At 65.1% G+C, this 25,400-nt stretch carries 24 protein-coding genes and 2 tRNA genes; 20 read left to right on the forward strand and 6 right to left on the reverse strand.

Annotation, left to right across the window (positions count from 1 at the left end):
• Window positions 1-6 precede the first annotated feature (6 nt).
• Window positions 7-723: a DNA repair and recombination protein RadB gene (gene radB, locus NO366_RS11005; RefSeq protein ID WP_256530839.1), complete on the forward strand. Its 717-nt coding sequence runs from the start codon at window positions 7-9 to the stop codon at window positions 721-723.
• A gap of 237 nt (window positions 724-960) precedes the next feature.
• Here the strand turns inward: radB and NO366_RS11010 are convergent, their stop codons facing one another.
• Window positions 961-2,118 (reverse strand): CBS domain-containing protein, encoded by a 1,158-nt coding sequence (locus NO366_RS11010; RefSeq protein ID WP_256530840.1) that lies wholly within the window; start codon window positions 2,116-2,118, stop codon window positions 961-963.
• Between the two features lie 269 nt (window positions 2,119-2,387).
• Between NO366_RS11010 and NO366_RS11015 the strand changes: the two genes are divergently transcribed.
• The 4 genes from NO366_RS11015 (at window position 2,388) to NO366_RS11030 (ending at window position 5,688) form a co-directional block, all read left to right on the forward strand.
• The gene (locus tag NO366_RS11015) at window positions 2,388-2,762 is read left to right on the forward strand and encodes a lycopene cyclase domain-containing protein (protein ID WP_256530841.1); all 375 of its coding nucleotides are present in this window, start codon (window positions 2,388-2,390) and stop codon (window positions 2,760-2,762) included.
• A gap of 231 nt (window positions 2,763-2,993) precedes the next feature.
• The gene (locus NO366_RS11020) at window positions 2,994-3,743 is read left to right on the forward strand and encodes a CAP domain-containing protein (protein WP_256530842.1); all 750 of its coding nucleotides are present in this window, start codon (window positions 2,994-2,996) and stop codon (window positions 3,741-3,743) included.
• Between the two features lie 132 nt (window positions 3,744-3,875).
• A complete protein-coding gene (locus NO366_RS11025) occupies window positions 3,876-4,721 on the forward strand; it encodes a YihY/virulence factor BrkB family protein (RefSeq protein WP_256530843.1) in 846 nt (281 codons plus the stop codon).
• Window positions 4,722-4,746: 25 nt separating this feature from the next.
• On the forward strand, window positions 4,747-5,688 hold the full coding sequence (locus NO366_RS11030; RefSeq protein ID WP_256530844.1) for a YncE family protein: 942 nt from the start codon (window positions 4,747-4,749) through the stop codon (window positions 5,686-5,688).
• A 26-nt stretch (window positions 5,689-5,714) separates the two neighbouring features.
• Here the strand turns inward: NO366_RS11030 and NO366_RS11035 are convergent, their stop codons facing one another.
• Window positions 5,715-6,995, reverse strand: coding sequence for a hypothetical protein (locus tag NO366_RS11035; protein WP_256530845.1), 1,281 nt, complete (start codon window positions 6,993-6,995; stop codon window positions 5,715-5,717).
• 187 nt (window positions 6,996-7,182) lie between these two features.
• Here NO366_RS11035 and NO366_RS11040 point away from each other — a divergent pair, with 187 nt between their 5' ends.
• The 5 genes from NO366_RS11040 to NO366_RS11055 all read left to right on the forward strand — a co-directional run bounded on the left by NO366_RS11040 (window position 7,183) and on the right by NO366_RS11055 (window position 11,980).
• On the forward strand, window positions 7,183-8,769 hold the full coding sequence (locus tag NO366_RS11040) for a succinic semialdehyde dehydrogenase (RefSeq protein ID WP_256530846.1): 1,587 nt from the start codon (window positions 7,183-7,185) through the stop codon (window positions 8,767-8,769).
• The gene (locus tag NO366_RS11045) at window positions 8,757-9,926 is read left to right on the forward strand and encodes an SDR family oxidoreductase (RefSeq protein WP_256530847.1); all 1,170 of its coding nucleotides are present in this window, start codon (window positions 8,757-8,759) and stop codon (window positions 9,924-9,926) included. The genes NO366_RS11040 and NO366_RS11045 overlap by 13 nt, the downstream gene beginning before the upstream one ends.
• Before the next feature lie 654 nt (window positions 9,927-10,580).
• On the forward strand, window positions 10,581-10,808 hold the full coding sequence (locus tag NO366_RS11050) for a hypothetical protein (RefSeq protein WP_256530848.1): 228 nt from the start codon (window positions 10,581-10,583) through the stop codon (window positions 10,806-10,808).
• Window positions 10,809-10,960: 152 nt separating this feature from the next.
• Window positions 10,961-11,326 (forward strand): Ig-like domain-containing protein, encoded by a 366-nt coding sequence (locus NO366_RS18740; RefSeq protein ID WP_484496873.1) that lies wholly within the window; start codon window positions 10,961-10,963, stop codon window positions 11,324-11,326.
• Between the two features lie 144 nt (window positions 11,327-11,470).
• On the forward strand, window positions 11,471-11,980 hold the full coding sequence (locus NO366_RS11055) for a universal stress protein (protein ID WP_256530849.1): 510 nt from the start codon (window positions 11,471-11,473) through the stop codon (window positions 11,978-11,980).
• Between the two features lie 338 nt (window positions 11,981-12,318).
• On the opposite strand, the gene NO366_RS11060 is transcribed toward NO366_RS11055, so the two are convergent.
• Window positions 12,319-12,393, reverse strand: a tRNA-Val gene (locus NO366_RS11060).
• 206 nt (window positions 12,394-12,599) lie between these two features.
• Between NO366_RS11060 and trpD the strand changes: the two genes are divergently transcribed.
• Genes trpD through trpG form a run of 4 tightly spaced genes read left to right on the forward strand, consistent with a single transcriptional unit; the run spans window position 12,600 to window position 16,721 of the window.
• Complete coding sequence (gene trpD, locus NO366_RS11065; RefSeq protein WP_256530850.1) at window positions 12,600-13,604, forward strand: anthranilate phosphoribosyltransferase; 1,005 nt, start codon at window positions 12,600-12,602, stop codon at window positions 13,602-13,604.
• Complete coding sequence (locus NO366_RS11070) at window positions 13,601-14,308, forward strand: phosphoribosylanthranilate isomerase (RefSeq protein ID WP_256530851.1); 708 nt, start codon at window positions 13,601-13,603, stop codon at window positions 14,306-14,308. Before trpD ends, NO366_RS11070 begins: the two co-directional genes overlap by 4 nt.
• Window positions 14,305-16,080: an anthranilate synthase component I gene (gene trpE, locus NO366_RS11075; RefSeq protein ID WP_256530852.1), complete on the forward strand. Its 1,776-nt coding sequence runs from the start codon at window positions 14,305-14,307 to the stop codon at window positions 16,078-16,080. Before NO366_RS11070 ends, trpE begins: the two co-directional genes overlap by 4 nt.
• A complete protein-coding gene (trpG, locus tag NO366_RS11080; protein ID WP_256530853.1) occupies window positions 16,077-16,721 on the forward strand; it encodes an anthranilate synthase component II in 645 nt (214 codons plus the stop codon). The genes trpE and trpG overlap by 4 nt, the downstream gene beginning before the upstream one ends.
• On the opposite strand, the gene NO366_RS11085 is transcribed toward trpG, so the two are convergent.
• A complete protein-coding gene (locus NO366_RS11085; RefSeq protein ID WP_256530854.1) occupies window positions 16,709-16,903 on the reverse strand; it encodes a DUF8029 family protein in 195 nt (64 codons plus the stop codon). The two genes, trpG and NO366_RS11085, sit on opposite strands and share 13 nt — an antisense overlap.
• A 199-nt stretch (window positions 16,904-17,102) precedes the next feature.
• Between NO366_RS11085 and NO366_RS11090 the strand changes: the two genes are divergently transcribed.
• From NO366_RS11090 to NO366_RS11105, 4 genes are all read left to right on the forward strand, one after another.
• The gene (locus NO366_RS11090) at window positions 17,103-17,981 is read left to right on the forward strand and encodes an amidohydrolase family protein (protein WP_256530855.1); all 879 of its coding nucleotides are present in this window, start codon (window positions 17,103-17,105) and stop codon (window positions 17,979-17,981) included.
• A gap of 468 nt (window positions 17,982-18,449) precedes the next feature.
• Window positions 18,450-21,581: an adenosylcobalamin-dependent ribonucleoside-diphosphate reductase gene (locus tag NO366_RS11095; protein ID WP_256530856.1), complete on the forward strand. Its 3,132-nt coding sequence runs from the start codon at window positions 18,450-18,452 to the stop codon at window positions 21,579-21,581.
• Window positions 21,582-21,816: 235 nt separating this feature from the next.
• On the forward strand, window positions 21,817-21,966 hold the full coding sequence (locus NO366_RS11100) for an HVO_2523 family zinc finger protein (RefSeq protein ID WP_305880596.1): 150 nt from the start codon (window positions 21,817-21,819) through the stop codon (window positions 21,964-21,966).
• Window positions 21,967-22,077: 111 nt separating this feature from the next.
• The gene (locus tag NO366_RS11105; RefSeq protein WP_256530857.1) at window positions 22,078-22,605 is read left to right on the forward strand and encodes a response regulator transcription factor; all 528 of its coding nucleotides are present in this window, start codon (window positions 22,078-22,080) and stop codon (window positions 22,603-22,605) included.
• A 57-nt stretch (window positions 22,606-22,662) separates the two neighbouring features.
• Here NO366_RS11105 and NO366_RS11110 read toward each other — a convergent pair whose 3' ends face one another.
• Window positions 22,663-23,361, reverse strand: coding sequence for a TVP38/TMEM64 family protein (locus tag NO366_RS11110; RefSeq protein ID WP_256530858.1), 699 nt, complete (start codon window positions 23,359-23,361; stop codon window positions 22,663-22,665).
• Window positions 23,362-23,488: 127 nt separating this feature from the next.
• On the opposite strand from NO366_RS11110, the gene NO366_RS11115 reads away from it, so the two are divergent.
• Window positions 23,489-23,842, forward strand: a complete 354-nt coding sequence (locus NO366_RS11115; RefSeq protein ID WP_256530859.1) for a DUF5830 family protein — start codon at window positions 23,489-23,491, stop codon at window positions 23,840-23,842.
• A gap of 93 nt (window positions 23,843-23,935) precedes the next feature.
• Here the strand turns inward: NO366_RS11115 and NO366_RS11120 are convergent, their stop codons facing one another.
• Entirely contained in the window at window positions 23,936-25,051 is a 1,116-nt protein-coding gene (locus NO366_RS11120) for a DUF7115 domain-containing protein (RefSeq protein WP_256530860.1), read from the reverse strand.
• A gap of 102 nt (window positions 25,052-25,153) precedes the next feature.
• Here NO366_RS11120 and NO366_RS11125 point away from each other — a divergent pair.
• Window positions 25,154-25,297, forward strand: a tRNA-Met gene (locus tag NO366_RS11125).
• Window positions 25,298-25,400: the final 103 nt, after the last annotated feature.

Raw genomic sequence — 25,400 nt, forward strand, 5'->3', positions numbered from 1 at the left:
AAGCGCGTGAACGATGCCGCGATCTCGACCGGGTGTCCCCCGGTCGACGACCTTCTGGGTGGCGGGTTCGAGCGCGGGACCGTCACGCAACTGTACGGACCACCCGCGGCGGGGAAGACGAACCTCGCCCTCTCCGGCGCCGTCGAGGCCGCCGCGGCGGGCGGGATGGCCGTCTACGTGGACACGGAAGGGCTCTCTGTCGAGCGCTTCGAACAACTGCTCGACGCGCGCGTCGACGGTGACGCGGACGAACTGGCCAACGCGGAGTCGATCGCCTCGCGGATCGTCATCGAGGAGGCGCTCGACTTCGACGAGCAGGCCGAAGCCGTCCGGGACGTCGAAGAGTTCGCGGATCGTGCCGACCTGATCGTCCTGGACAGTGCGACGGGCTTCTATCGCCTCGAACGCGCCGACGACGCCCAGGCCGGCGACGCGCTTCGGCAGGTGACGAGCCAGGTGACCCACCTCCTCTCGCTCGCCAGAAAGCACGACGTCGCCGTCGTGGTCACGAACCAGGTCTTCTCCGACCCCGACTCCGACCGGACGCGTCCCCTCGGCGGCAACACGCTCGAACACTGGACCGGAACGATCATCCGGATCGACCGGTTCCGCGGCGGCAACCGACGGGCAACCCTGGAGAAACACCGGTCGAAACCGGCAGGCGAGTCCGTCCAGTTCGCGATCACGAACGAGGGTCTCCGAGGGAGCGACCGCCAGCCGTGACTGACGTCACAGACTCTTTCTCGCGTACTGGCCGAGATCCTCGTCGATTTCCACTCACGCGTGCCGGCAGATCTCCTCGTCGACTCCCTTCACGTTTGCCGGCCGAGCCCCTCGTCGCCGACACACGTCGCGCTCGTCGAAATCGAGCCGTGCCGACCGTCCCGGTCGTCGCCGTCGGGTCCTGATCCAAGCCGACCGACCAACCGAGTGGAGGCGGATCGAAACCGGTCGGCCCCGCTATATCTCGTTTAACTTCCGGAGGAGCTGGCCGCGATACTCCTCGTCGCTGGTGATCCCCTTCAGTTCGAGGACGTTGCGCTCGAGTTTGTCGAGCGCGACGCGGAACGCGTTCTCGGCCCCGTAGCCTTCGCCGGAGCCGGCGACCTGCCCTTTGTTCGTCCGCAGCCGGATCTGACACCGGATCAGCGGCTGCCCGCGGAGTTTCTCCTTGTGTTCGTGAAAGCGGACGTGGGCGTGCTGGACCTGCATCTTCGCGTACTTGTCGACGACGGTCGTGATGCTCTCGACGACGTCGGCGCGACTCATCGCTCCGAGTTGTGAGATGTTCGTGATCTGTACGTCCATCTGTTCTTCCTCGGTGTAGGTGAGCGCGCGGAGGACGTCCGTCTTGGTGACCACGCCGAGGATCTCGCGGTCGTCACCGTCCGGCGTCACCGCGAGACCAGCGTAGTCGAACTCGAGCATCGTCTCGACGGCCTCGCGAACGGTCGCCTCCGCCGTCGTGGTCTCGACGGGGCTGTTCATGATGTCGTAGACCGGGACGTCGAGCATGCGCTCGTTGTCGCCGACGCGGTCGCCCTGGGTCATCCGGTCGTTCTCCCGGATGACGAAATCGGCGATGTCGTGGGTGGTGACCATGCCCGTCAGGTACCCGTTCTCGTTTCGGACCGGCAACCGGGAGATGCCGTGTTCGCGCAGGTGGTTGATCGCCTTTCCGATCCCGTCGTCCTCCTCGACGGTGATGGGATCGACGGTGTAGACGTCGGCGACGGTGATGGCCGTGAGGTTGTCGATGACGGCCTCCAGGACGGCGTCGTCGGTGACGATCCCCCAGAGCTCGCCGTCTTCGAAGACGGGGGCGATCTTCGCGTTGCCCTCGATGAGGATGCGCGCGGTTTCGCGCACGTCCTCGTCGCGCTCGACCGTCGGGGCCGGCGCCGATCGACTCGGTTTGAGTAGCGCAGCGACCTTCGCGTCGTCCTCGACGTGACTCTGGAGTACCTGGCGCTCGCTGATGACGCCCTCGTACTCGCCGTCGTCGGTGACGATCAGTCCCTTGGGGTTGCCGTTTTCGAACTCGGCTCGAACCTTCCCCATTCGCGTCCCGACGTCTATCTCGAGGTGGTCACGGGTCGCAATGTCAGCAATATTCATCGCTCTGGTCGCACGTTCTGTCCCGACCGTAATCAACATATTGCCCGTGTTGTGTGTTAGCTATGATCGTATTGCACGTCGGTACGTCGACGCTATCGCCGCCGAAGGCGGTCCCGATCGGCTGATTCCTGGCAGTGCCGTTCGGTTGCGCGTCCGCTACTCGACTCATCGTCGACTCGACAAATCCCGTCTCGGTGCCGTCCGTGTCCGACAGACGGATCCGCCGTCGCCGGGCCCGACTTTTTCGGCCGCGAACGTGTACGAGACGTATGCGTTGTGCTCGATCCCAGCCCGGTACGCGCGACCGGACTCACGCGCTCTCGTCGGTCGCCGACCGGGTCCCTGGAATAGACGCGTTCGGCCGATACACCTACCTCGTCACCGAAATCTTCTGGGGGATCGTCGCGTTCTCGTTACTCAGGCGTGCCGACGCGCTTCGAGCCGCGGCCCGGACGATCGTCGTGCTCTACCCGATCGCGTACGTGTGGGATCGGTACACGCTGGCGGTCGGCGTCTTCAGCATCGACTTGCGAACGGGCGTGGACGTCCTCGGCATCCCCGTCGAGGAGCACGTCTTCATGATCGTCGTTCCGGGACTCGTCGTCGGGATTCACGATACGATCCACGGACGAGTTCGCCCTTGAGCTCGTCGTCGACTCGGTACGCGCGTGCGCGGATTCGGATGCGTGATTGGCCGACGCGAACGATCGACCGACGAGCGACGCGACGACTCCGACGGAGGTGTCTAGTCGCGTCATACGAGTCCATCGCGTCTGCTCCACTCGTACTATCGATTTCGTACGCGACACGTACGCGCTGTAGGGTCGGGAGAAAACCCACAGGTCAATATGGCCGGCGGTGCAAGGACCGTAGCGATGAACACGCGGTCGCCCCCGGCTGGCGAATCCGACGACGGAGCGGGCGACGAGACGGCCACCGGCGGGCCGCGAACGGAGCGTGGACTCGTCGGCGTCGTTCGGTACTTCGTCGCCGTGTGCATCCTCGCTACGCTCGTTCTCGCGACCGTCACCGTCGTTCCACAGGTGTTCGACGAGGTCGTCTATCAGGCGAGTTCGATCGAGACCGACACCCCGCCCGCGGCGGGGGCTCACAACCCCTCGTTGCAACACCCGGACAATCCGGGCAATTCGTCCTACGAAGGTGTAGCGACGGTTCGGAGCGAGCACGTCGAAGATTACGTCCACTTCACGGTGAACGACATCCGCGCCGAACGCGGGCTCGACCCGCTCGTCTGGGACGGGACGATCGCGTCCGTCGCGCGAGCCCACAGCGAAGACATGGCCGATCGCGCGTACTTCGCACACACTAATCCCGACGGGCAGAGTCCGATGGATCGATACGAGACGACCGCGAACTACTGTCACATCTACGGTGAGAACATCGCGCAAAACTGGGCTGACAGGCGCGTTCAGGGATCGGACGGCGAAACGAGGCAGTACCGGACCGCCGAAGAACTGGCCGAGGGGCTCGTTGACCAGTGGATGCACTCCGAACCCCATCGGGAGGCGATACTCACCGAGGACTGGGACCGCGGCGGCGTCGGCGTCTACATCACCGAGGAGGGGAAGGTCTTTGCCACGCACAATTTCTGTACCGAACGCTAAGCGGGTTCCGTCGCCGATTCGGTGGCGTCGCGTCGACCGGGCGACGCCTGGCCGCCGCGCCTGCACGACATCGGACGACGGAACCGACGTTTCGGTCCGTCCGGCGATCGAACCGACCGGAGCGGGACGACCGTGAACGGGCGCACTCTCAGACGCACTGCGATCGACGTCTACCGGATCGCGTCCGAACACGAGGTCACGATACTCGCGGCGGCGTTCGCGTACTACGCGTTCGTCTCGATCGTTCCGACGGTGGTCCTCGCGCTAGTGGTGGGCTCGCTCGTCGGTGGCGAACAAACCGCCGCCGAGATCGTCGCCGTCGCGGGCGACGCCATGCCCGACGTCGGCGCCGTCCTGCTAACCGAGGTTCTGACGGCCGAATCCGGTCGAACGCAGGCGACGGTTATCGCCCTCGTCGTCGCCGCCTGGGGGGCCCTGAAGGTCTTTCGCGGACTCTCAATCTCGTTCGACCGGATCTACGGAACCGCCGTGGAGAAATCCTTCGTCGATCACCTCGTCGACGCCCTCGTCGCGCTGGTCGCCGTCGCCGGCGGACTCGCCGCGATGATCGGTCTCGGCTTCTTCCTCGGTATCGCCGCCGCGTACGTCCCGTTCGGGTACGTCCTCGGGTGGACCGGACTGGTCGCGAGTCTCGTACTCGTCTTCCTGCCGGTCTACTACGTGCTGCCACCGATCGACGTCTCGCTTCGCGAGGTCGTCCCCGGCGCCCTCTTCGCCGCCGTCGGCTGGAGCGTCCTCCAGATCGCCTTCCAGTTTTACGCTGCAAGAGCCGGCCAGTACGACGCCTACGGCGCCGTCGGTGGTATCCTCCTGCTCGTCACCTGGCTCTACCTGGCGGGGATCGTCATCCTGTTCGGCGCCGTCCTCAACGTGGTCCTGGCGGAGCGGGTCACCGAGGATGGAACCGACGAACTGGTCGCACGCACCGGCGATGGCTCTACCGATACGGACCGTTAAGCGGGTGGCAGTCGAACCGGCGTCTATGTCCGCGCCCTCGACCGACCAACTGATCGTGCTGAACAAGGACGAGGACACCGTGTCGTTCGTCGACGCGGCGGCCGGCGACACGATCGACGTCGTCGAAACCGAGTTCAATCCCCACGAGGTGGCCGTCTCTCCGGACGGTTCGCGAGCGTACGTGACCTGCTCGCTCGGCGGCTCGGTGGTCGCTATCGACACGGCCGACCGTACCGTCGTCGACCGGTTCGAACACGACCTGTTCGACTTCCCGCACGGGCTCGCCGTCCGCGAATCCGCCGACGAACTCTGGCTCGCCTCGACGTACAGTAGCCAGCTCTTCGTCTTCGACGTCGACACCTTGGCACTCCTGGAGAGGATCCCGACGCACCAGGACAAGTCGCACATGGTCACGTTCTCGCCCGACGAGGAAACGGCCTACGTGGCCAACATCGGGAGCGACACCGTCACAGTCGTCGACTGCGACACTCGCCGCGTCGTCGCGGATCCGCCGGTCGGTGAGGGCCCCGAGGGGATCGGCGTCGACCCGGATACCGGCGAGGTACTCGTCGCCAACCAGGACGACGGCACGCTCTCGGTCCTGGATCCGGACACGTACGAGGAAACGAGCGAGGCCCTGCTCGGCGAGACGCCCATCCGCGTGATGCTCTCGCCCGACGGCCGGTACGCGTTCGTCCCGAACCGCGAATCGGACAGCGTCTCGGTGATCGACACCGAACACGTTCGGAACGGCGAGCGGAAACCGTGGGAGATCGCCCGAATTCCAGTCGGCATCTGGCCCGGCGGCACCGTCTTCGCGCCGGACGGCTCGCGAGCCTTCGTCGCGAACAACAAGACGAACGACGTCTCCGTGATCGACGTCGATTCGTTCGAAGAAGTGACACGGTACGACGCCGGCATCCATCCCGACGGCATCGCGTATCTAGCGGACCCCGACGCATCGTAACCAGCGTCTGGGCCGCCTCTCGACGCTCACTCGTACGCCGGGAGGATCAGGTCGCGTCGGATCGCGACACTCGCTCCGACGAGGCCCACCCCGACGACGAGTAACCCGATCGATTGCCAGGTGAGCAGGCCGACCAATCCGTCTACGAGGAGCTGGACGAACCGCATCGCCGCTTCCGGGCCGTTAGCGGATTCGATCGCGGATTCGACCGCACCTGAAGCGAACTGCGCGCCGACGAGACTCGCGAGACCGACCATCGCCGTCGCGCTGCCGACGAGGCGAGCGGCGCTCGACGGCGGACCGATCCAGGTGAGAAGTGCGGCGAGCCCGAGTGCGAGCAGCGGGAGGACGATGGCCAGCGTCGACGCCGTCGTGGTCGCGGTCTGTGCTGTCTCCATCGTGCTGCGTTCCTGCGCCCCGAACTCCTCCGTTACGTTCACCGATTCCGGCGCCTCGGCGCGGATAGTGTCCTCGGCTTCGGTGAGTGCGGCGGATCGGAGTTCGGCCATTCCCGTCTCCACCGTCTCGCTGTAGGTGTCGTAGCCGATCGCGCCGGTGAGCGCTTCGACCCTGGCGTCCACGATGGTCTCGACCGGATCGGCGACGGACGCGGGGATCGTGCCATCGTCGACCGCCGCCTGGATCTGGCGCTCTTGCTCGTCGAGTAGGTCCGCTCGAATGTCGCCGCGACGCCGTTCGTACCTACGGTCAAGTTCCTCGTCGCTCAGGTGTCTCGGCGTCTCGTCCTGGATCTGCTGTTTGATGCGCGCTTCGAACGAGGCCCGGTGCTCGTCGAACGAGGACTGACTCTCGGCCATCTCCTCGATCGCCGTCCCGGGTGCCGTCTCTCCGGTTCCGGTCGCCAGCCCTGAGAGCGTCTCGTCGAAATCGGACGGCGAGACTCCCTGAAGTTCGGCTTCGAGTTCTGTGACGGCGTTCTCGATTACGGGGTCCGTCTCGATCGTGAGCGAGAGGGTCTCACGCTCACCGTGCAGGTAGGCGTACAACTCGTCCACGTTCGCGTCGACCTGTGACCTGACGTACTCTCTAGTGATGGCCGCCGCGAGCACGTCGTTCGTCGATCGGTCGATGGGGAGTGCCGGACTGATCGTCCCGCCGTCCCCGCCGAGTTGCCCCTCTATCTCCGTTTCGAGCGATGCGTACAGTTCGGCCTCCGCGGCCGTGTCGGTCGCGTACTCCGAGTTCATTACCGTCCGATCGGTCGCGACCAGGACGTTGGCCGACAGCAGTGCGCCCGAGAACACCACCCCGAGAACGCCGAAGATAACGATACGCTTGATATTCACGAGGGAAGGATTGGGGTACTGGATCATAAGCGCTGTTGCCGGGGGAACCAGCACGGCGCTGTCGTCACCCGCGGGTCGTTCGAACGTCAAAGAAGGGTCTCGACGGCACGGTCGTGGCCCTGTTGCAATCCCGGATCCGTCTCCACCTCGCATCAACTTATTAGGTTTCCTCAGTGTTAGGGTACGTATGACCAGTTCGAAGGGGACGACGCCGATCACCGCAACGGGGCTGTCAGAGTCGCGCCTCGAGCATCTCGCCGACCGCGTGCGACCGGTGAACGATCGGCCCTCGATCCCGGTCCACACGCCGATCACGGACGAGGCGGTCGGGGCGATTCCAGCGTGCGAAGCGACGGACGTCGAACACGCGGTCGACCGTGCCCGTCGCGCCCAGTCCACGTGGAGCGAGACGCCGGTCGACGACCGGGCGGCCATCCTGGAACGGTTCGGCGACCTCGTCGCCGACCGTCGCGAGACGCTGCTGGACCTGATACAGCTCGAGACGGGCAAGTCGCGTCTCCACGCGCTGGAGGAGGTCGTCGACGTGCCGCTTACGTGTTCGTACTACGCGAGCGAGGGGCCGGGGATCCTGGCGGACGACCGTCGGACCGGCGCCGTCCCGCTCGCGACGACGGCGACGGTCACCCGTGACCCGGTCGGCGTCGTCGGGGTACTCTCGCCGTGGAACTATCCGATGACGCTCTCGATGACCGACGCGATCCCGGCGCTGCTGGCCGGGAATGCCGTGGTCTGCAAACCGGACGCGAAGACGCCATTTATCGCACTCGCGCTCGCGGAACTCCTCGAGGAGGCCGGCCTCCCGTCGGGGATCTTCCAGATCGTCACCGGCGAGGGAGCGACCGTCGGGCCGGCGCTGATCGACGCCGTCGACTACGTCGCGTTCACCGGAAGTACGGAGACGGGACGGTCCGTCGCCGAGCAGGCCGGCCGCAACCTGATCGGCTGTTCGCTCGAACTCGGCGGGAAGAACCCGCTGATCGTTCTCGACGACGCAAACGTCGAAACGGCGGCCCGCGGCGCCGTCGAGGGTGCGTTCACCAACGCGGGACAGCTCTGTCTCGCGCCCGAACGCATCTTCGTCGACGAGCGTCGGTACGAGGCGTTTCTCGACGCCTTCGTGGGTGCCACGCGGCGGCTCTCCGTCGGACTCGAATTCGACTACGGTCCCGACGTCGGCTCGCTCATCGATGGCGACCACCTGGCGTCCGTCGAGGCGCACGTCGAGGACGCCGTGTCGGACGGCGCGTCCGTCCTCACCGGCGGGCGCGCGCGACCGGACGTCGGCCCCTTCTGCTACGAACCGACGATCCTGACCGACGTCGATCCGGACGCGCGGGTCGCTTGCGAGGAGACGTTCGGACCGGTCGTCTCGGTGATGCCCGTCGCCGACGCGGACGACGCGATCGAGCGCGCCAACGACACCGACTACGGGTTGAACGCGAGCGTGTGGACGAGTGACCGGTCACGCGGCCGCGAGGTGGCCCGTCAGATCGACTGCGGAACCGTCTGCGTGAACGATCCCTACACGATCGGGTGGGGCGCCGTCGACGCGCCGATGGGCGGCTTCGGCGACTCCGGACTCGGCCGGCGGCACGGGCCCGAGGGTCTCACTCGCTTCACCGAATCGCGGACCATCGCGACCTCACGCGTCGGCCCCCTTGGCGCTCCGCCGGGCGTCCCGAAGTGGCTGTTTGCCCGCGCGTTCACCGGACTGACCGCCGTTCAGCGCCGCCTCACTAGGTGGGTGTCGTGAGGGATCCGACCGTCTTCCTCACCGGCTTCCCCGGCTTCCTCGGCTCCGCGCTGCTCGAACGGCTCCTCTCGCGTGGCGACGGACCGGTCGCCTGCCTCGTCCAGCCGAAGTACGCCGACGTCGCCCGGGAACGGGCGCGGGAGATCGCGGCCAACGTCCGTGGTACCGAGAGCGAATCGGTCGGACGCATCGGTAGCGACGACGATGCCGACGCCGTCGAGACCGTCTCCGACGATGGGGACGCCGACGCCATCCGCCTGGTCGAGGGCGACATCACGGACCCAGATCTCGGCCTCGGCGACGATCGTGACGCGCTCGACGCCGTCACCGAACTGTACCACCTGGCTGCGGTCTACGATCTCGGTGTCGAGCGCGACCTGGCGGAGGCGGTCAACGTCCGCGGGACGGAGCACGTCCTCGCGCTCGCCGAATCTCTCGATGTCGATCGCTTTCACTACGTCAGTACGTGCTACGTCAGCGGGCGGTACGACGGCGTGTTCACTGCGGACCACCTCCGCGAGGGTCAGTCGTTCAACAACCACTACGAGGAGACGAAGTATCGCGCCGAGGTCGCCGTCCAGGAGCGCATGGCCGAGGGCTTCCCGGCGACGATCTACCGCCCCGCCATCGTCGTCGGCGACAGCGAAACCGGCGAGACCGAGAAGTTCGACGGTCCCTACAACCTCTTGCAACTGATCCTCGCCCAGCCCCGCCTGCTCTCCGCGACGTTCACCCTTCCGAACTCGGCCGACGCCGAGCTGAACGTCGTCCCGCGGGACTTCGTCGTCGACGCCATCGCCCACATCAGCGCCCGGGGAGACGCGGTCGGCGAGGTCTACCAGCTCTGCGACCCGGCGCCGCTGTCCGTCCCGGCGTTCGTCGACGCCCTCGCCGACGCGACCGACCACCGCACCGTCCGGCTCCCGACGACGATGGGGATCGCGACCGCGGCGACGAACGCCCTCGACCGACTCGGCATCGAGTCGGATCCCCACACGTTCCCCTATCTCGACCACCCGACGCGGTACGCCTGTCCGAATACGACCCGCGCTCTCGCGGGAAGCGACGTTTCCGTCCCGCCGTTCGAATCCTACGTCGACCGACTCGTCGCCTTTGCAAGGGAGCACCCGGACATACGGGACGAACCGATGATCTGAGTGGGTTCGACGGACTAGACTTGCGACTGGTCAGGGTAGCCGGCACGAGCGATCCGGATGAGACTGAAAGGGGTTGGCGCGCGTGGCGGCGGAAGCCGCCACGGTATAGGCGGTCGGTGGAACCGACCGCCCTCTCGGGGAAGGTGCGGGAGGTAAGTGACGCGGGAGCTGCGCTCCCGCTAATCTGAGACTCCCGTCACAGACACCGCACCGAGCGAAGCGAGTGAGGAGCACAACGACCGCCCCGACTCGTGACCGCCAGGGGCTTTCACCGTGTTCTCTACAGAATACTTCCAGCATTCGTCTACCGAACACCCTGTTGTTGGCGGTACCAACCCGGATCCTTTCCCACTAATTGTCGATAATTATATGGCGCTTCGAGTTGACGTGGTGAACGGAAGTCACGCGCTCCATGCACCGCGCGGGGACATGCGCCGTAGAAATGTCCCGGGTGCTGAACCCACCCGAGACGTGGCTTCCGAAACCCCTACTGGGGGATTCCTTCAGCCATGCTTGCAAACACACTACCGAAACAAAAAGGTCGCGGCGGTCTGTGGTACAGTCAGCGTGCGCTTCGTCCCGAATTAGTCTGGGATTCTAAAGCGAGAGTCGAATCACTCGTCGTTCGACTCGGCTCTCTCCCGGTGAACTGAGATGGGCAGACACGAGTTCGACGAGCCGCGGCCGGACGATCCGTGCCCCCGCTGCGGTCAGGACCTGGCGAAGACGTACTGGGCGTACGTTCGGGCGGTCCACGAGGGGCCACTCTCGTACCGGTACGCGGATTCGGAGAAACGCCTGTGCGTGGACTGCATCGCGGCGATCGGGATGCTGGAGTTCGATACGACTCGGGTGCCTGGGGGTGATCCGGGGTCGGCGTGAGAGATTTCGGTCCGGTCAACCCTCTGTAAGCGGATCACGGGTGTTCGATCGTGTGTGAAACACCTATCGCGACTAGTAGCGCACAACTATAGATAATTCCGGATATAGACAATTCCGGATAGTATTGTATCACGGGTGGAGTGGATATAGATATGAACCGTCGAGCGGTACTCGCCGGTAGTGTACTCATTGGCGGGAGTGTTACCGGCGGCGTCTTGTGGCGGCGTACCCGGAGTAACGTGGCGATCGAAGTACAGAATCTCACCGACGAACGCACGCAGGTCTCTCTGTCCGTTTCGGCGGGTTCCGGCGAAACAGTGTATACTGACCGGTTCGACGTCGGCGCAGGCGGATCGATAACTCGGTACAACGTCGCTGGTACCGGCGAACACGCTGCCACAATTCACGTGGGAGACCGAGAGCACACCCACACACTCGATTCGGTCGTGTGCCACGAGCCACGGATCGTCTTCGAAATAGAAGGTGGGCTCTCGATCGCGTCGTTTTCGACGTGCTAACGGTCAAACGAGTCCTCGGCACGTGGATCTACGTCGAGCTATACATATCCCCTTACTCGGACACCGTGACGTCCTCGCCCGCCGGGTTCCCACGACCGTGGAACGGGCCGGAAGGGGTTCCTCTCTGCGACCCAACACCGTCGTATGACGCTCGTCGTTCCCTTCGACGGATCGGAACTGGCCGAGGCGGCGCTCGTCCGCGCCACAGAGTTCGGTACGGTCTTCGACGAAGATGTACTGGCCGTCAGTGTCGTCCCGAACGGAAACGCTGACTACGCACGAGAGCGCGGCTGGATCGACCCGGACGAAGACTTCGACAGGGAAGCCGTCGTTTCGACGTTACACAGGCAGGTGACCGATCTCTGCCCGAGCGCCGACTTCCGTCACAAGCTCGTCGATCGGTACGCTCCCACCGGCTCCATCGCGAACCGGCTGCGAGCCGTGGCGCGGGACGAAGACGCGTCGATGGTCTTCATCGGCAGCGAGAACGCCGGCCATCTCGTCACCGCGGTGAGTAGCGTCGGCGGAACCGTCGCGACGGACGCGTCCTACGACGTCGTCATCGTTCGACACCGCCGTCCGACCAAAATCGCCACACTCAGGGACGCCTCACCCCACCGAACCCCGAAATCGGATTTTTACTTCCCGGGGTAACCCGAGACGCAGTTGGCAGCCGCCGCTCCACGCGTCGCTCCGCAACCGCTGTCGGTCGAACCCTCGGTGGGGCAGATTTGAACTGCTGCGAGACGTGCTCGCTTCGCTGTGTGCGCCTCGCGTAGTTCGAATCTCCTTCCACCATTTTCGAGCGATGTACTCGTCGCTCCGCTCCTCGCGTGTTGTCGCTCGAAAAGTGGGTTGGGGCAGATTTGAACCGAAGGAAGACGGTCGCCTCACTCCGTTCGGCGCTGCGACTTCCAGGGTTCAAATCTTCTTCCACCATTTTCGAGCGATGTACTCGTCGCTCCGCTCCTCGCGTATTGTCGCTCGAAAAGTGGGTTGGGGCAGATTTGAACTGCCGGTCTCCTCCATGTCAAGGAGGTGTCATAACCAGACTAGACCACCAACCCGTCTGGTCTGCGTTCGTCTGCACTCAATCGTAGCCCGCCCCCGTAATTGAAGGTTTCGAATCGATCGACGGCCGTCGGTCGTTGGCACGGTCCGGGCCGGTACCTGAACGTGGCTCCATCGACCACTGGGTGGCTGCGTGCGACACGTTTAAGTGGATGTATTCTTTTGTACATCGTAAGACAAAGACGTCCATCAGTGATACGCTATGCAGGCCCACGTCGAACGCGTTACGAACGGAACGGACCTCAGTCAGCCCCAGGCGAAGGCGGCCGCGACGGCCCTCTTCGAGGAGGCGACGGAGGCACAGATCGGCGCCCTCCTCGCGGGGTTGCGAGCGAAGGGTGAGACCGAGGCGGAGATCGCGGGGTTCGCGGAGGGGATGCGTGCGGCCGCGCGGACGGTCGACCCGGATTGTGAACCACTCGTCGATACCTGCGGGACCGGTGGCGACGACTACGACACCATCAACGTCTCCACCACGAGCGCGATCGTCGCGGCGGGCACGGGGGTTCCCATCGCGAAGCACGGGAACGCCGCCGTCTCGTCTTCGTCCGGGAGTACGGACGTCCTGACGGAACTCGGGGTCGAGGTACGAGAGGACCCCGCCGCCGTCGAAGCGGCGATCGAACGCGACGGGATCGGATACCTCCACGCGCCGGCGTTCCACCCGGCGATGAAGGCCGTCAGCGGTCCGCGCCGGGAACTCGCGATGCGGACGATCTTCAACGTCCTCGGTCCGCTTACCAATCCCGCCGGGGCGGACGCACAGGTCGTCGGCGTCTACGACCCCGACCTCGTTCCGGTACTCGCGAACGCCCTCGCTCGACTGCCGGTCGAGCGTGCCCTCGTCGTCCACGGCGCCGGGACCGACGAGATCGCTATTCACGGACGGACGCAGGTCGCCGAAGTCTCGGGGTCCACCGTCTCGGAGTACTCGATCACACCCGCCGATCTCGGACTCGACCGCCACTCGATCGCGGCCATCGAGGGTGGCTCGCCGTCGGAAAACGCGGCCGCGCTCGAGGGGATCGTCTCGGGCGAGATCGAAGATGCACGGCGCGACGTCGTCCTCGCGAACGCGGGCGCCGCCGTCTACGTCGCGGGGGACGTTTCGTCACTCTCTGAGGGGGTCGAACTGGCCCGCGAGGCGATCGAGACCGGCGACGCGGCGGCCACGCTCGACCGACTCCGCGGTGTGCCCGCCCGATGACGGTCGACGGCTCGACCGCCGGCGCTCGTCCTGACGCCGAGACGGCCAGTCGGCCGCGTGTGAAGATCTGCGGGCTCACCCGTCCGGCAGACGTCGACGCCGCGATCGACGCTGGCGCCGACGCCGTCGGAGTCGTCTGTGACGTGCCGATCGAGACGCCGCGAGAGGTGACCGCCGAGCGAGCCGCCGATTTGATCGATCGGGTACCGTCCTCGGTCACGAGTGTCCTCGTCACGATGGTGACGGACGTCGAACGCGTCTCTCGACTGGCCGGACGGGTCGACCCCGACGCGATCCAGCTTCACGGCGGCGTCGGTGTCGGTGAACTGGCCTCGTTGCGCTCGCGTCTGGACGCGTTACTCTTCGTCGCCGTCGACGCGGGCGCGGACGAGGTCCCCTCGCACTACGACGAACTGGCCGACGCCCTCGTGATCGACTCCGTCGACGAGTCGGGGGCTGGCGGTACCGGCGAGACGCACGACTGGCGAACGACCGAAGAGCGAGCGGCGTCCCTCGCGTCACCGGTCGTCCTCGCCGGCGGACTCACCCCGTCGAACGTCGCGAGAGCGGTCGCGGTCGCCCACCCGTTCGCCGTCGACGTCTCGACGGGAATCGAGACGGCCGCGGGCGTCAAGGACCACGATGCGGTCCGTACCTTCGTCGAGCGAGCGAGAGCCGCGTCCGTCGAGACGGAGCGTCCATGACGCGACCGGCGCTTTCGCTCGACCGTGAGGAGTTCGTCGCCCTCGCCGGCGACGGTGACGAACGGCCGGCGGTCGTCCACACCGTGGCCAATCTCGACGTCGAGACGACGCCGGTGGCGGCCTACGCCGCACTCTCCGGTCGGCCTGCGGGACCGGACGGCGACGCGGGAGCGGCCACTGACGGGCGAGCCGATCGCTACGCGTTCCTGTTGGAGAGCGCGGGGAAGACGGCTTCGAGCGATCCAGACGGTGCGTTCCGGCCGAACGACGCCGGGTCAGACCGACACGCGCGATATTCTTACGTCGGTTACGACCCGGCGGCTATCGTCACCGTCGACCCGGACGGAACGTCGATCGAGGCCATCTCGCCCGACGCACCGGTAGACCTGGTCGAGACGGACGTCCCGGGCGACGACCTGGACGCGCTCCGCGCCGCAGTGCCGGACGTGCGTCTCGCGAACCCGCCCTCGTACGATCGCCAGCACTTCGACGGCGGCCTCGTCGGGTTTCTCGCGTACGACGCCGTCTACGATCTGTGGCTGGAGGAGGTGGGGGTCGAGCGACCCCCGTCGCCGGTGCCGGACGCCCAATTCCTGCTGACGACGAAGACCCTCGCATTCGACGAGCGTGAGGGAACGATCTCGCTCGTGTGTACCCCGATCGTCGACCGGGAAACCGAGCCGGGTCAGCTCTACGACGACCTCAGCCGGGAAGCGGCACGGGTCCTGGATCGGCTCCGCGACGCCGGAGTGCCCGAGACGGGCGGATTCGCCCCTGGAGACGAACGCGCCGGCGAACGGGCCGACTACGAGGCGATCGTCCGCCGGGCGAAAGACCACGTCCGCGACGGTGACGTCTATCAGTGTGTCGTCTCTCGATCCCGGAAACTCGACGGTGAGATCGACCCGCTCGCGCTGTACACATCGCTGCGTGCGTGCAATCCCTCGCCGTACATGTACCTGCTCGCCCACGGCGACCGCACCGTCGTCGGCGCGAGCCCGGAGACGCTCGTGTCCGTTCACGGCGACCGGGTCGAGGTGAATCCGATCGCTGGAACGTGTGATCGGGGACCGAACCCGGTCGAGGATCGTCGTCTCGCGGGCGAACTGCTGGCGGACGACAAAGAGCGGGCCGAGCACACGATGCTGGTCGACCTCGCGCGTAACGACGTTCGCCGGGTATCGAACCCGGGGAGCGTCCGCGTCGAGGACTTCATGACCGTCCGCAAGTACAGCCACGTCCAGCACATCGAGTCGACCGTCACGGGCGAACTCGCATCGGACGCCGACGCGTTCGACGCGACGCGGGCGACGTTCCCGGCCGGAACGCTCGCCGGGGCGCCGAAGATCCGCGCCATGGAACTCATCGACGAATTCGAGACCCGTCCGCGCGGCCTCTACGGTGGCGGTGTGGGGTACTACTCGTGGACGGGCGACGCCGATTTTGCGATCGTGATCAGGACGGCCACGATCGAACATGGAGTGGGGTCGTCTTCGCAGGGACGGACCCAGAGCGAACGTGAATCGGCCACGCGAGACGATGTATCGCGTCGAGGTCGTGATCGGATCGTCGTCCAGGCGGGCGCCGGGCTCGTCGCCGACAGCGACCCGGCGTCCGAGTACGAAGAGACGGAGGCGAAGATGGGTGGCGTCCTGACCGCGCTCGATCGGATCGCGGTCGACGGGGACGGCGCGAGCGAGTCGACGGATGCGGCCGACGTCGATCGTCGATCGACGGCCGACTCCGACCGACGACTGGAGGCCGACCGATGAGCGCGTCCGATCGATCCAGAACCGACGACCGTCGGCCGTCGGTCCTCGTCGTCGACAACTACGACTCCTTCACGTACAACCTCGTGGAGTACCTGAGCGCGCACGCGGAGCCGACGGTCGTCACGAACACCGCCTCGATCGAAGCGATTCGCGATGCCGAACCGGACGCGATCGTCCTGAGCCCCGGGCCCGGTCACCCGAAGAACGATCGCGACGTCGGCGTCACGCGAGCGGTCCTGACGGAACTGAGCCCACGAATTCCCACGTTCGGCGTCTGCCTGGGGCTGGAGGCGGCCGTTTACGAGTACGGTGGACGGATCGGCCGCGCACCCGAACCCGTTCACGGCAAGGCCTCACAGATCGACCACGACGGCGCGGGCGTCTTCGACGGTCTCGAACAGGGCCTTCTCGTCGGTCGGTATCACTCCCTGGTCGCGACCGAGGTGCCGTCGTGTTTCGACGTGACTGCGACGACGGATCACGGTGACGAGACGCTCGTCATGGGGGTTCGACACCGGACGTATCCGCTTTCGTGCGTGCAGTTCCACCCGGAGAGCGTACTCACGGGTCGCGGCCACGGGATCGTCGAGAACTTCGTTTGGTCGGCCGAATCGGACGCGTCGTCGCGTCAGCCCAGGTAGCCGACGGCCAGCAGCGCGCCGAGGCCGATCGCCGCGATCACCGCGAGCCGGATCGCGAGACTGATGGCGAATCTGACGACCGAGACGGTCGCGACGAGGGCCAGGATCGCGATGATGCCGAACAGCACCGGCGAATCCGACGCGAGCGTTTGTGCGGACTCGACCAGCGGGGACGGAAGCATACACTCCAACTGACGTGTATCGTCGTAACCGTTTCGGTGTTCGGGAGTGACCGTCGGTTTGCGATATCTGTTTCGCGGTCGATACCGGCGTCCCTCGAGGGTCGCCCCGCTCGTCGAGACCCACGTCACCCTCGCGCCGACGCGTACGTCCGCGGTCGAAACCGGGTCGATTTACGTTCCCCGCCGCGAAGCCGGTGGTATGACGACGCCGACGGCGCTCGAGAACGCGGACGGACCGCGGGCGATCGACACGCACGCCCATCAACCGACGAGCGAGTTTCTCCACGACGCGGGTGGCCAGATGATGCGCGACGCGGCCGACCGCTTCGGCGCGGATCTGGAAACCGACACCTACGAGAACATGATCGCCGAGTACCGCGAGGCGGGTGTCGGCCGCGCCGTCCTGCTCGGCTGGGACGCCGAGACCAACACGGGAAACCCGCCGGTACCGAACGATTACGTCGCCGAGGTACGTGACGAGCACGAGGACTTCTTCATCGGATTCGGCTCCGTCGACCCGCTGAAGGACGACTGCGTCGAGGAGGCGATACGTTGCGTCGAGGACCTGGGCCTCTCCGGGTTCAAGTTCCAGCAGATCGCGCAGGGGTTCGATCCGTCCGACCCGGAACACGACGAGCTCTTCGCCACTATCGAAGACCTCGGCGTACCGGTCGTCTTCCACGGCGGGAACTCGACGCTCGGCGCCTGCTCGGCCGGCGGTCGCGGCCTCAAGATCAAGTACGGTAACCCGATGCTGATCGACGACGTCGCCGCGGACCACCCTGACCTGCAGATCCTGCTCGCCCACCCGGCGTTCCCGTGGGAGCGAGAACAGCTCGCGATCTGCCAGCAGAAGGGCAACGTGTACATGGACCTCTCGGGGTGGATGCCCCGGTACATCGACGATCAGGTCGTCCACTACGCCAAGACGCTCCTTTCGGACAAGGTCATGTTCGGCACGGACTACCCGATGATCGAACCCGACCCGTGGCTCTCGCAGTTCGCGGAACTCGACCTCTCCGAGGACATTCAGCGAAAACTCCTCTGGGAAAACGCCGAGGAGTTCTTCGGGTTGTAAGGTTATCTCGGTGTTTCGAATCAGCTTCGAAAGAGAAAACCGTGGCACTGAATTGACTTCTTGACCACTCGATTTACTTTCACTCTGCTTTGGGTACCGTTAAGAGTGGCAGTGTTCTACTCACCGTAGACGCAAGGGACGGCTACAGGGATGCGGCTCGGACCCGTTAACAGACCAGCGACAGCTTTATTGTACAATCTGGTTTGTAGTACCGAAGATTCACTTTCACTTGTGGGTTTGGGTTTTTGTCGCCATTTGATACGAACCTATCAGGCTTTCCGTCCTCGGGTCGTATTTTCACACAATAAATGACCGGAACTGCTTGAAATATCCAAAGATCGTGAAATACAGTGAATCGATACATTAATGCAGTTGGTCATACACCCATTGGCCGTCTTCAACCATGCAAGTGAGTACCCGGTCCGACTGTCAAATCGCCCCCCGGAGCGACGCAGGAGTGGTCTGCGCATGAGCGGGTCCGAGCGCGCGGTGGACGAGATCACACTGCCCGTCAAGCGCACCGATGGCGAGACCCTCGCCGAGCGGATGACGGCGAACGCCTACGAGAACATCCTCCCCGCTCGGTACCTTCGCAAGGACGCCGACGGCGAGTTGATCGAGAGCCAGGAGGACCTCTTCGAGCGCGTCGGCAAGAACATCGCTCTGGCCGAAGCGGTCTACGAGGCGGACAACCAGGACGTCGAGATCACGGTCACCCCCGACCAGTTGAAGCCCGGCCACCCCCGTCGAGACGAGCTGGCCGCCGAGGTCTTCGGTGCGGGAACCACCACCGACGACGACGTCGAGACCTCCCTCACCGAGCACAACGTCAACAAGTTCGCCTACGACACGATCGTTCCCGAGCTCCCGGCGTCCGTCCGCGAACACGTCGAGGACGTGACCGAGACGTTCGTCGATGGCATGTCGAACCTCTCGTTCATGCCGAACTCCCCCACGCTGATGAACGCCGGCGACGAACTCCAGCAGCTGTCTGCGTGCTTCGTCATGAGCCCGGACGACGACCTCTCGGACATTCACGAGACGGCCAAGAAGGCCGCAGAGGTCTTCCAGTCCGGCGGCGGCGTCGGCTACGGATTCTGGCAACTCCGCCCCTTCGGCGACTCGGTCGGCTCGACGGGCGGCATCGCGTCGGGCCCGATCACGTTCATGCGCACGTACGACCAGCTCTGTGAGACCATCGCCCAGGGCGGAACGCGCCGCGGCGCCCAGATGGGTATCATGCGCGTCTCGCACCCCGACGTCATCGAGTTCATCCACGCGAAGAACAAGGACGTCTCGCTCGCGCACACGCTCCGTCTCAACGACCCCGACGACTACACGTACACCACGTTCTCGGAAGCGCTGGAGGAGGCTCGCGATCTCATCGACGAGGACGGCCGGGTCCCCAAGCACCTGCGAAACGCCGTCGAGGGCCACCTCTCTAACTTCAACATCTCTGTCGGCGTCACCGACACCTTCATGGAAGCGCTCCAGAACGGCGAGGAGTACACGTTTACCAATCCCAGAACTGAGGAACCCCACATCGCCACGGAAGAGACCAAGGAGATGTACGGTCGGTACGATCTCGACGAACACGTCGAGGTTGGCGAACCCCTCTCCGTGCCAGCAGAACTCGTCTGGGAGCGCATCGTCGAGGGTGCCCACGAGAACGGCGAACCTGGCGTGATCTACTTAGAACGGGTGAACAAGGAGCACTCCTTCGACGTCGAGAAGCACCCCGAACACCGGATCAAGGCGACGAACCCCTGTGGGGAGCAGCCGCTCGAAGAGTTCGAGGCCTGTAACCTCGGCCACATCAACCTGAGCACCCTCGCCGACCTCGACTCCCCTGACTGGCGCGTCTGGGCCGACGAGCACGCCGACGAGTACGCGAGCCGCGAAGCGGCGATCGACGCGTTCCTCCAGGAGGCCATCGACTTCGAGGAGTTCGACGAGCGTATCGAGTACGGTACGCGCTTCCTCGAGAACGTCGTCACCATGTCGGACTTCCCGGTCGAGGAGATCGAGCAGACGGTTCGCGACATGCGCAAGATCGGCCTCGGTATCATGGGGCTGGCCCAGCTGTACGTCCAGCTCGGCGTGCGCTACGGGAGCGACGCGGGCAACGAGATCGCTCGCCAGCTGATGACCCACATCAATCACGAGGCGAAGTGGACGAGTCACGAACTCGCCCTCGAACGCGGTTCCTTCAACGACTGGGACGACTCGAAGTACGCCGACCCGCAGGACTACACCGACTGGTTCGAACAGCAGACGGGTCTCGACGCCGAGAAGTACCCCGACGGCTTCCCGATCCGCAATCACAACGTCACGACCATCGCGCCGACGGGCACGACATCGATGGTCGGTAACACCACTGGCGGCTGCGAGCCCATCTACAACGTCGCCTACTACAAGAACGTCACCGACGACGTCCAGGGAGACGAGATGCTCGTCGAGTTCGACGACTACTTCCTCCGTACCTTAGAGGACAACGACATCGACGTCGATGCCGTCAAAGCCGAAGCACAAGAACAGATGGCTACCAACGAGTTCGACGGCGTCGAGGGGCTCGACACCGTTCCGGACGCCATCGGCGAGCTGTTCGTCATCACGTCGGACCTCTCCGCGAAGGACCACGCCGCGGTCCAGTGTGCCTGTCAGGCTGGCGTCGACTCGGCCATCTCGAAGACGGTCAACGCGCCCAACGACTCCTCGCTCGAGGACGCAAAGGAGGTATTCGAGTGGGTCTACGAGAACGGCGGCAAGGGCGTCACCTACTACCGCGACGGGACCCGTTCGAAGCAGGTACTCACCACGCGGGCGGACAACGCCGAGTTCGCCGACGAGGACGAAGCCGCAGAAGTCATCGTCGAGCAGATCCGCGAGATCTTCGGCAGCCTCGAGGCGTTCTTCGAGAGCGAGGACGTCCTGGCCGTCGCCGATGAGGAACTGTCGTCGCTACTCTCTGGTGACGTCGACTACACCGAAAAACGAGAGCGACCCGACTCGCTCCACGGCGTCAGTCAGCGCATCGACACCGGCTACGGCAAGGTCTACGTGACGATCAACGAGGATCCCGAGACCGGCCAGCCGTTCGAACTCTTCGCGAACATCGGTCACTCCGGCGGCTTCACCAACTCCTTCACAGAGGCGCTCGCGAAGGTCATCTCGACCGCGCTACGAAGCGGCGTCGATCCTCGCGAGATCGTCGACGAACTCTGCGGAACGCGCAGTCCGAAGGTCGCCTGGGACAAGGGCGAGCAGATCCAGTCGATCCCGGACGCGATCGGCACCGCGATGCGTCGCTACCTCGACGACGAGATCGACAAACCGTACCCAAAGCAGCAGACTCTGGAGGAGTCCGCCGACGAGATCGGTCCGGAGGCCGAGGTCCGGACGGCGGCGATCGAACACGAAGATACCGAGACTGACGGCGGTGCGGCCGCCCGGCCGGCGGACGCCACACAATCGACGGACGCCACGCAGGATCTGATCGACGCCGGCGAATCACCGGAGTGTCCCGACTGCGGTGCACTCTCGCTGTACTTCTCGGAAGGGTGCAAGACCTGCGAATCCTGCGGTTGGAGCGAGTGCTGAACGCGGCGACCGCCGCGATGGTCACACCCGGCCGGGACCTGAGTTCGATCGTCGACCGTTTTCTCGTTGGTACACGTCTTCGAGCGGCGGGCTCCCGTTCGGTTGCGATGCCCAGCACGTCAGCTGACGCCGCGCATCGGGTCGGCCACCCTCGAATCGGAGTCCGTCGCCGTCGCGCTCGACTGGCGCGTCGATAGCTACTTCCCGGTGCACGTCGGTGTCTTACTCGAATCCGATGGCCGATCCGTCCGAGTCGACCCACGGCGGAACTGAGACGAGCGGGCCGGCCTGCCCGCTCTGCGAGGCGGGGATGTACAAACGTCACTGTAAGTACGTCTGTCCGCACCACGGCGTCGTCTACGACTGCTCTGATCCGTTTCGGTGAGTCGGTCCACCAGCTGGCGGGCGTACAGGTCGGGTTCGAATCTCGAATCGAACGCTGAGTCCGATAGTAGCAATAAGTGTGCGAAGCGCGCTCGTAGAGTCGAACGACCGAATGGCAGCCAAACCGACCATCCTCGTCGTCGACGACGAACGGGAACTCGCAGATCTCTACGCAACCTGGGTCGACGGCGAGTACGTCGTCCGGACCGCATACAACGGGTCCGAGGCGCTAACGCGAGTCGACGACGACGTCGACATCGTGTTGCTGGATCGCCGTATGCCCGATCTATCGGGAGACGAGGTACTAGAGCGGATACGCGAACTGGGTCTCGATTGCTGGGTGATCATGGTCACGGCCGTGGATCCGGGACTCGATATCGTCGAACTCGACGTCGACGACTACGTGACCAAGCCCGTGAGCCGATCGACGTTGATCCGAATCATCGAGAACCTGCGCGTTCAATCGCGCTACACCGATACGGAGCGCCGGCAACTCGCTGCGGTCTCGAACAAGATGGAGTCGCTCGAATCCGACAGTCAAATCGACGGCGTCCGTGAAACCGACGCCTACAGGGATCTGGAGGAGGACTTAAAGCAGTTGAGCGACTCACTCGTCGACGAGTTCGACGAGGTGGAGTGAGCCGATCGGCGAGGGAACCGGGCGTCGCCCGGATGTGACCCGCCGATCTCCTGCTCGTTACGGCGTTCCCGTCTGTTGTGTGGTCTGGTCGCTGACCGATCGATAGAGCGGGCCTGCGAGGACGAGGGCGCTCGCGAGGAGCCCTCCGACGACGAGCGTCGGATCGATCGATCGAACGCTGGCCTCGGAGAGCGTCGCGGCCGACGCGCCGACCGTCACGGCGGCGATCGTCCAGGGTAACTCTCCGATGGCCGTTCCGACGAGGAACCGCGGGAGTGAGACGCCGTGGACGGCTGCGCCGAGGGTCGCGACGTCCGAGGGAATCGGGGCGAGTCGCGAGGCGACCACGCCCCGCGTCGGCCCGACCGTCTCGTAAAATCGGTCGACGTAGGCCCGCGCACGGGCCGCCCGACCACCGTCCGTGGTGTCGATCGACACCGAACCGTGTCCGCCGTCTACCCGTGTGGCCACCAGGAACGTCGGCGTGACCGTTACGACCACGCCGGCGAGGGCGATCGGAACGCCGGCGACGATCCCGAACCCGAATCCGACGAGGCCCGCGAGCGGCGTCGTCGGCCAGGCGAGTGCGGGACGGAGAAGGTAGCAACCGGCGACGACGAGTCCGAAGACGACCGGGTCGGCGGCCACGGCTTCGAGCGTGACGACGACCCGCTCCGGAGAAACGAGCAACCCCACCGTGACCGCCGTGGCGACGAGTCCGAACGCGACGATTCCACGGTCCGGTACGGACGACATTACCCGTCGTTCGGACGGTGGTATTGAAGGTTTTGTGTCTGACAGTCGGATCCGACGTGTAAAACGCGACGGAACGCGACCGTTCGTGGCACAATCCTTATTCGAGTCGCTTTCGGATGAGGAGTCGATGGACGACCGAGTCGAACGGGGGCTGGCATTGCTCGTCCGGCTCGAACACGAGTCACTCTCCCTTTCGGACACCATCGATCGGCTCGAAGCCGTCACGACCGACCCGACAGCGATTCGGACGATCCTGGACGAGGCGGAGACGCGCGGAGTCATCGACCGGGAGGACGCGACTGTCCGACCGCGACGTCACCAGTACCTTCGATTCGGCCGCGACGTGATCTCGAAGGACGGCGAGTTTTCGTGCCGACGGTGTGGTGCGTCGCTCTCGACCGGGTACTTCATGGACCTCGACGCGGGCGAGATCGGTCCGTTCGGCTCGACGTGTATCAGGAAGGTACTGGGTCGGGAGTGATGGAGACCCATGGAGGGTACCGTTGGGCCGAACGGCGATACGCGGTGTTTGACCGCCACGGTCGATTCGCCTCCGTCTGGGTGGTTGTCGGGTTCACCGACCGCGCCTGAGTTCTTCGATCAGTTGCTCGATCGTCTGTTGCTGGCGTTCGAGCTGGGCCGTCTGTCGTTCGACGGCGTCTTCGAGCGCGGCTATGCGGTCCGTCACGTCAGCGTCTGCGTTCGCCGTCGCGGGTTCGAATCCGCTCGATTCGAACGAGGCTTCGGAGCCGCCACCCTCGCTGGGACGTGGGTCGCGTTCGGCCGTCGACTCGGCGCCACTGGCTGACGGACTGGTCGGGTCGGGGTCGACTGACTGTTCTGCCTCGGCCGCCGACGCGCCGGTTTCGACGTCGAGCGTCTCTACGGAGTGTCCGTCCGAACTGTCGGCGCCGACGTCGACCGCCGCGGTCGCGGTTTCGGTGTCGATGGCGGGTTCGGCACCGTCGGGGCCTTCGTCGTCGGAATCCGTACTCAGCGGATCGACGCCCTCACCGAAGTCGACGGTGGAGCGCTGGTCTCGCTCGTCGTCCAGTCCGACTTTCTCGTGGAGTTCGTCGAGCGAGTCGACGTCGTGGACCGCGAAGATGGCCTGTTGCAGTCGCTGGCGGAGCTCTGCCGCGTTCTCGTTGGGGGCTTTGATCCGCTGTTGGCGACCGTCTATCTCGAGGACGACCTGCGTCGCGACGCTACCGGATTCGAACGTGAGGCCGGTGACGTCCTCGTACCGGAACTCTTCGAAGTCCTCGTCCCAGACGGCGCTGCCGATGTGCTTGACGAGGCGCTGGCTGGTGACGATGACCGTCAGTTCACTAAAGCGGAAGGTCTGGACGACGCGCTCGCCGGGATCGGTGATACCGTTGCCGGCCAGGACACCGGCGAGAACGGGGTGGACGACGGCGTCGGTCACGGACGCCGGAACCTTGAACTCGCGGGTTCCTTCGAGCGAGTACTCGAGGGTGATACGTGTCTTGCGCCGACCTTCGGTGACCGCCACCCGATCGGCGTCGTGCGGGAATTCGTCGACCGATTCGTCGCTGAGGAGGCCGTCGGACCGGTATATGAGGGTACTTTCGGAGGTGACGAAGAGCTCGTCGTCGCCGCCGAGAGACACCCGCTCGACGACTTCGGCGTCGTCGAGCGACGACTGGACGATGGCGGGTACGCTCATGCACCCTCGTTGGAATCACCGTATGATAAAACCGTGGGTGGGCGAGCCACGCCGGCGAGGAATCGGAAGGGTTTAGAAAACGTCCCGACTACGGACGAACGAGCCCGGGTGGCTTAGCTGGACATAGCGCCGCACTCATAGGGTTCAGAGATTCGGTGCGGCACAGCGAGTCCGTGTCCCACGAGGACTGCCGAGCCTCGGACCTGGGACATGCGGAGATCGAGGGTTCGGAGCCCTCCCCGGGCATTCTTCTATCGACGCCACGAGTTGGAGACGAGTGCCAACTCCGACGTGTCTGCGTGGACGGCGTGACGAGCGCGGGATCGACTCCGGCATTCTCGGACCCTCG

This window comes from Halovivax cerinus (assembly GCF_024498195.1).
In the GTDB taxonomy this organism is placed as follows: Archaea; Halobacteriota; Halobacteria; order Halobacteriales; family Natrialbaceae; genus Halovivax; species Halovivax cerinus.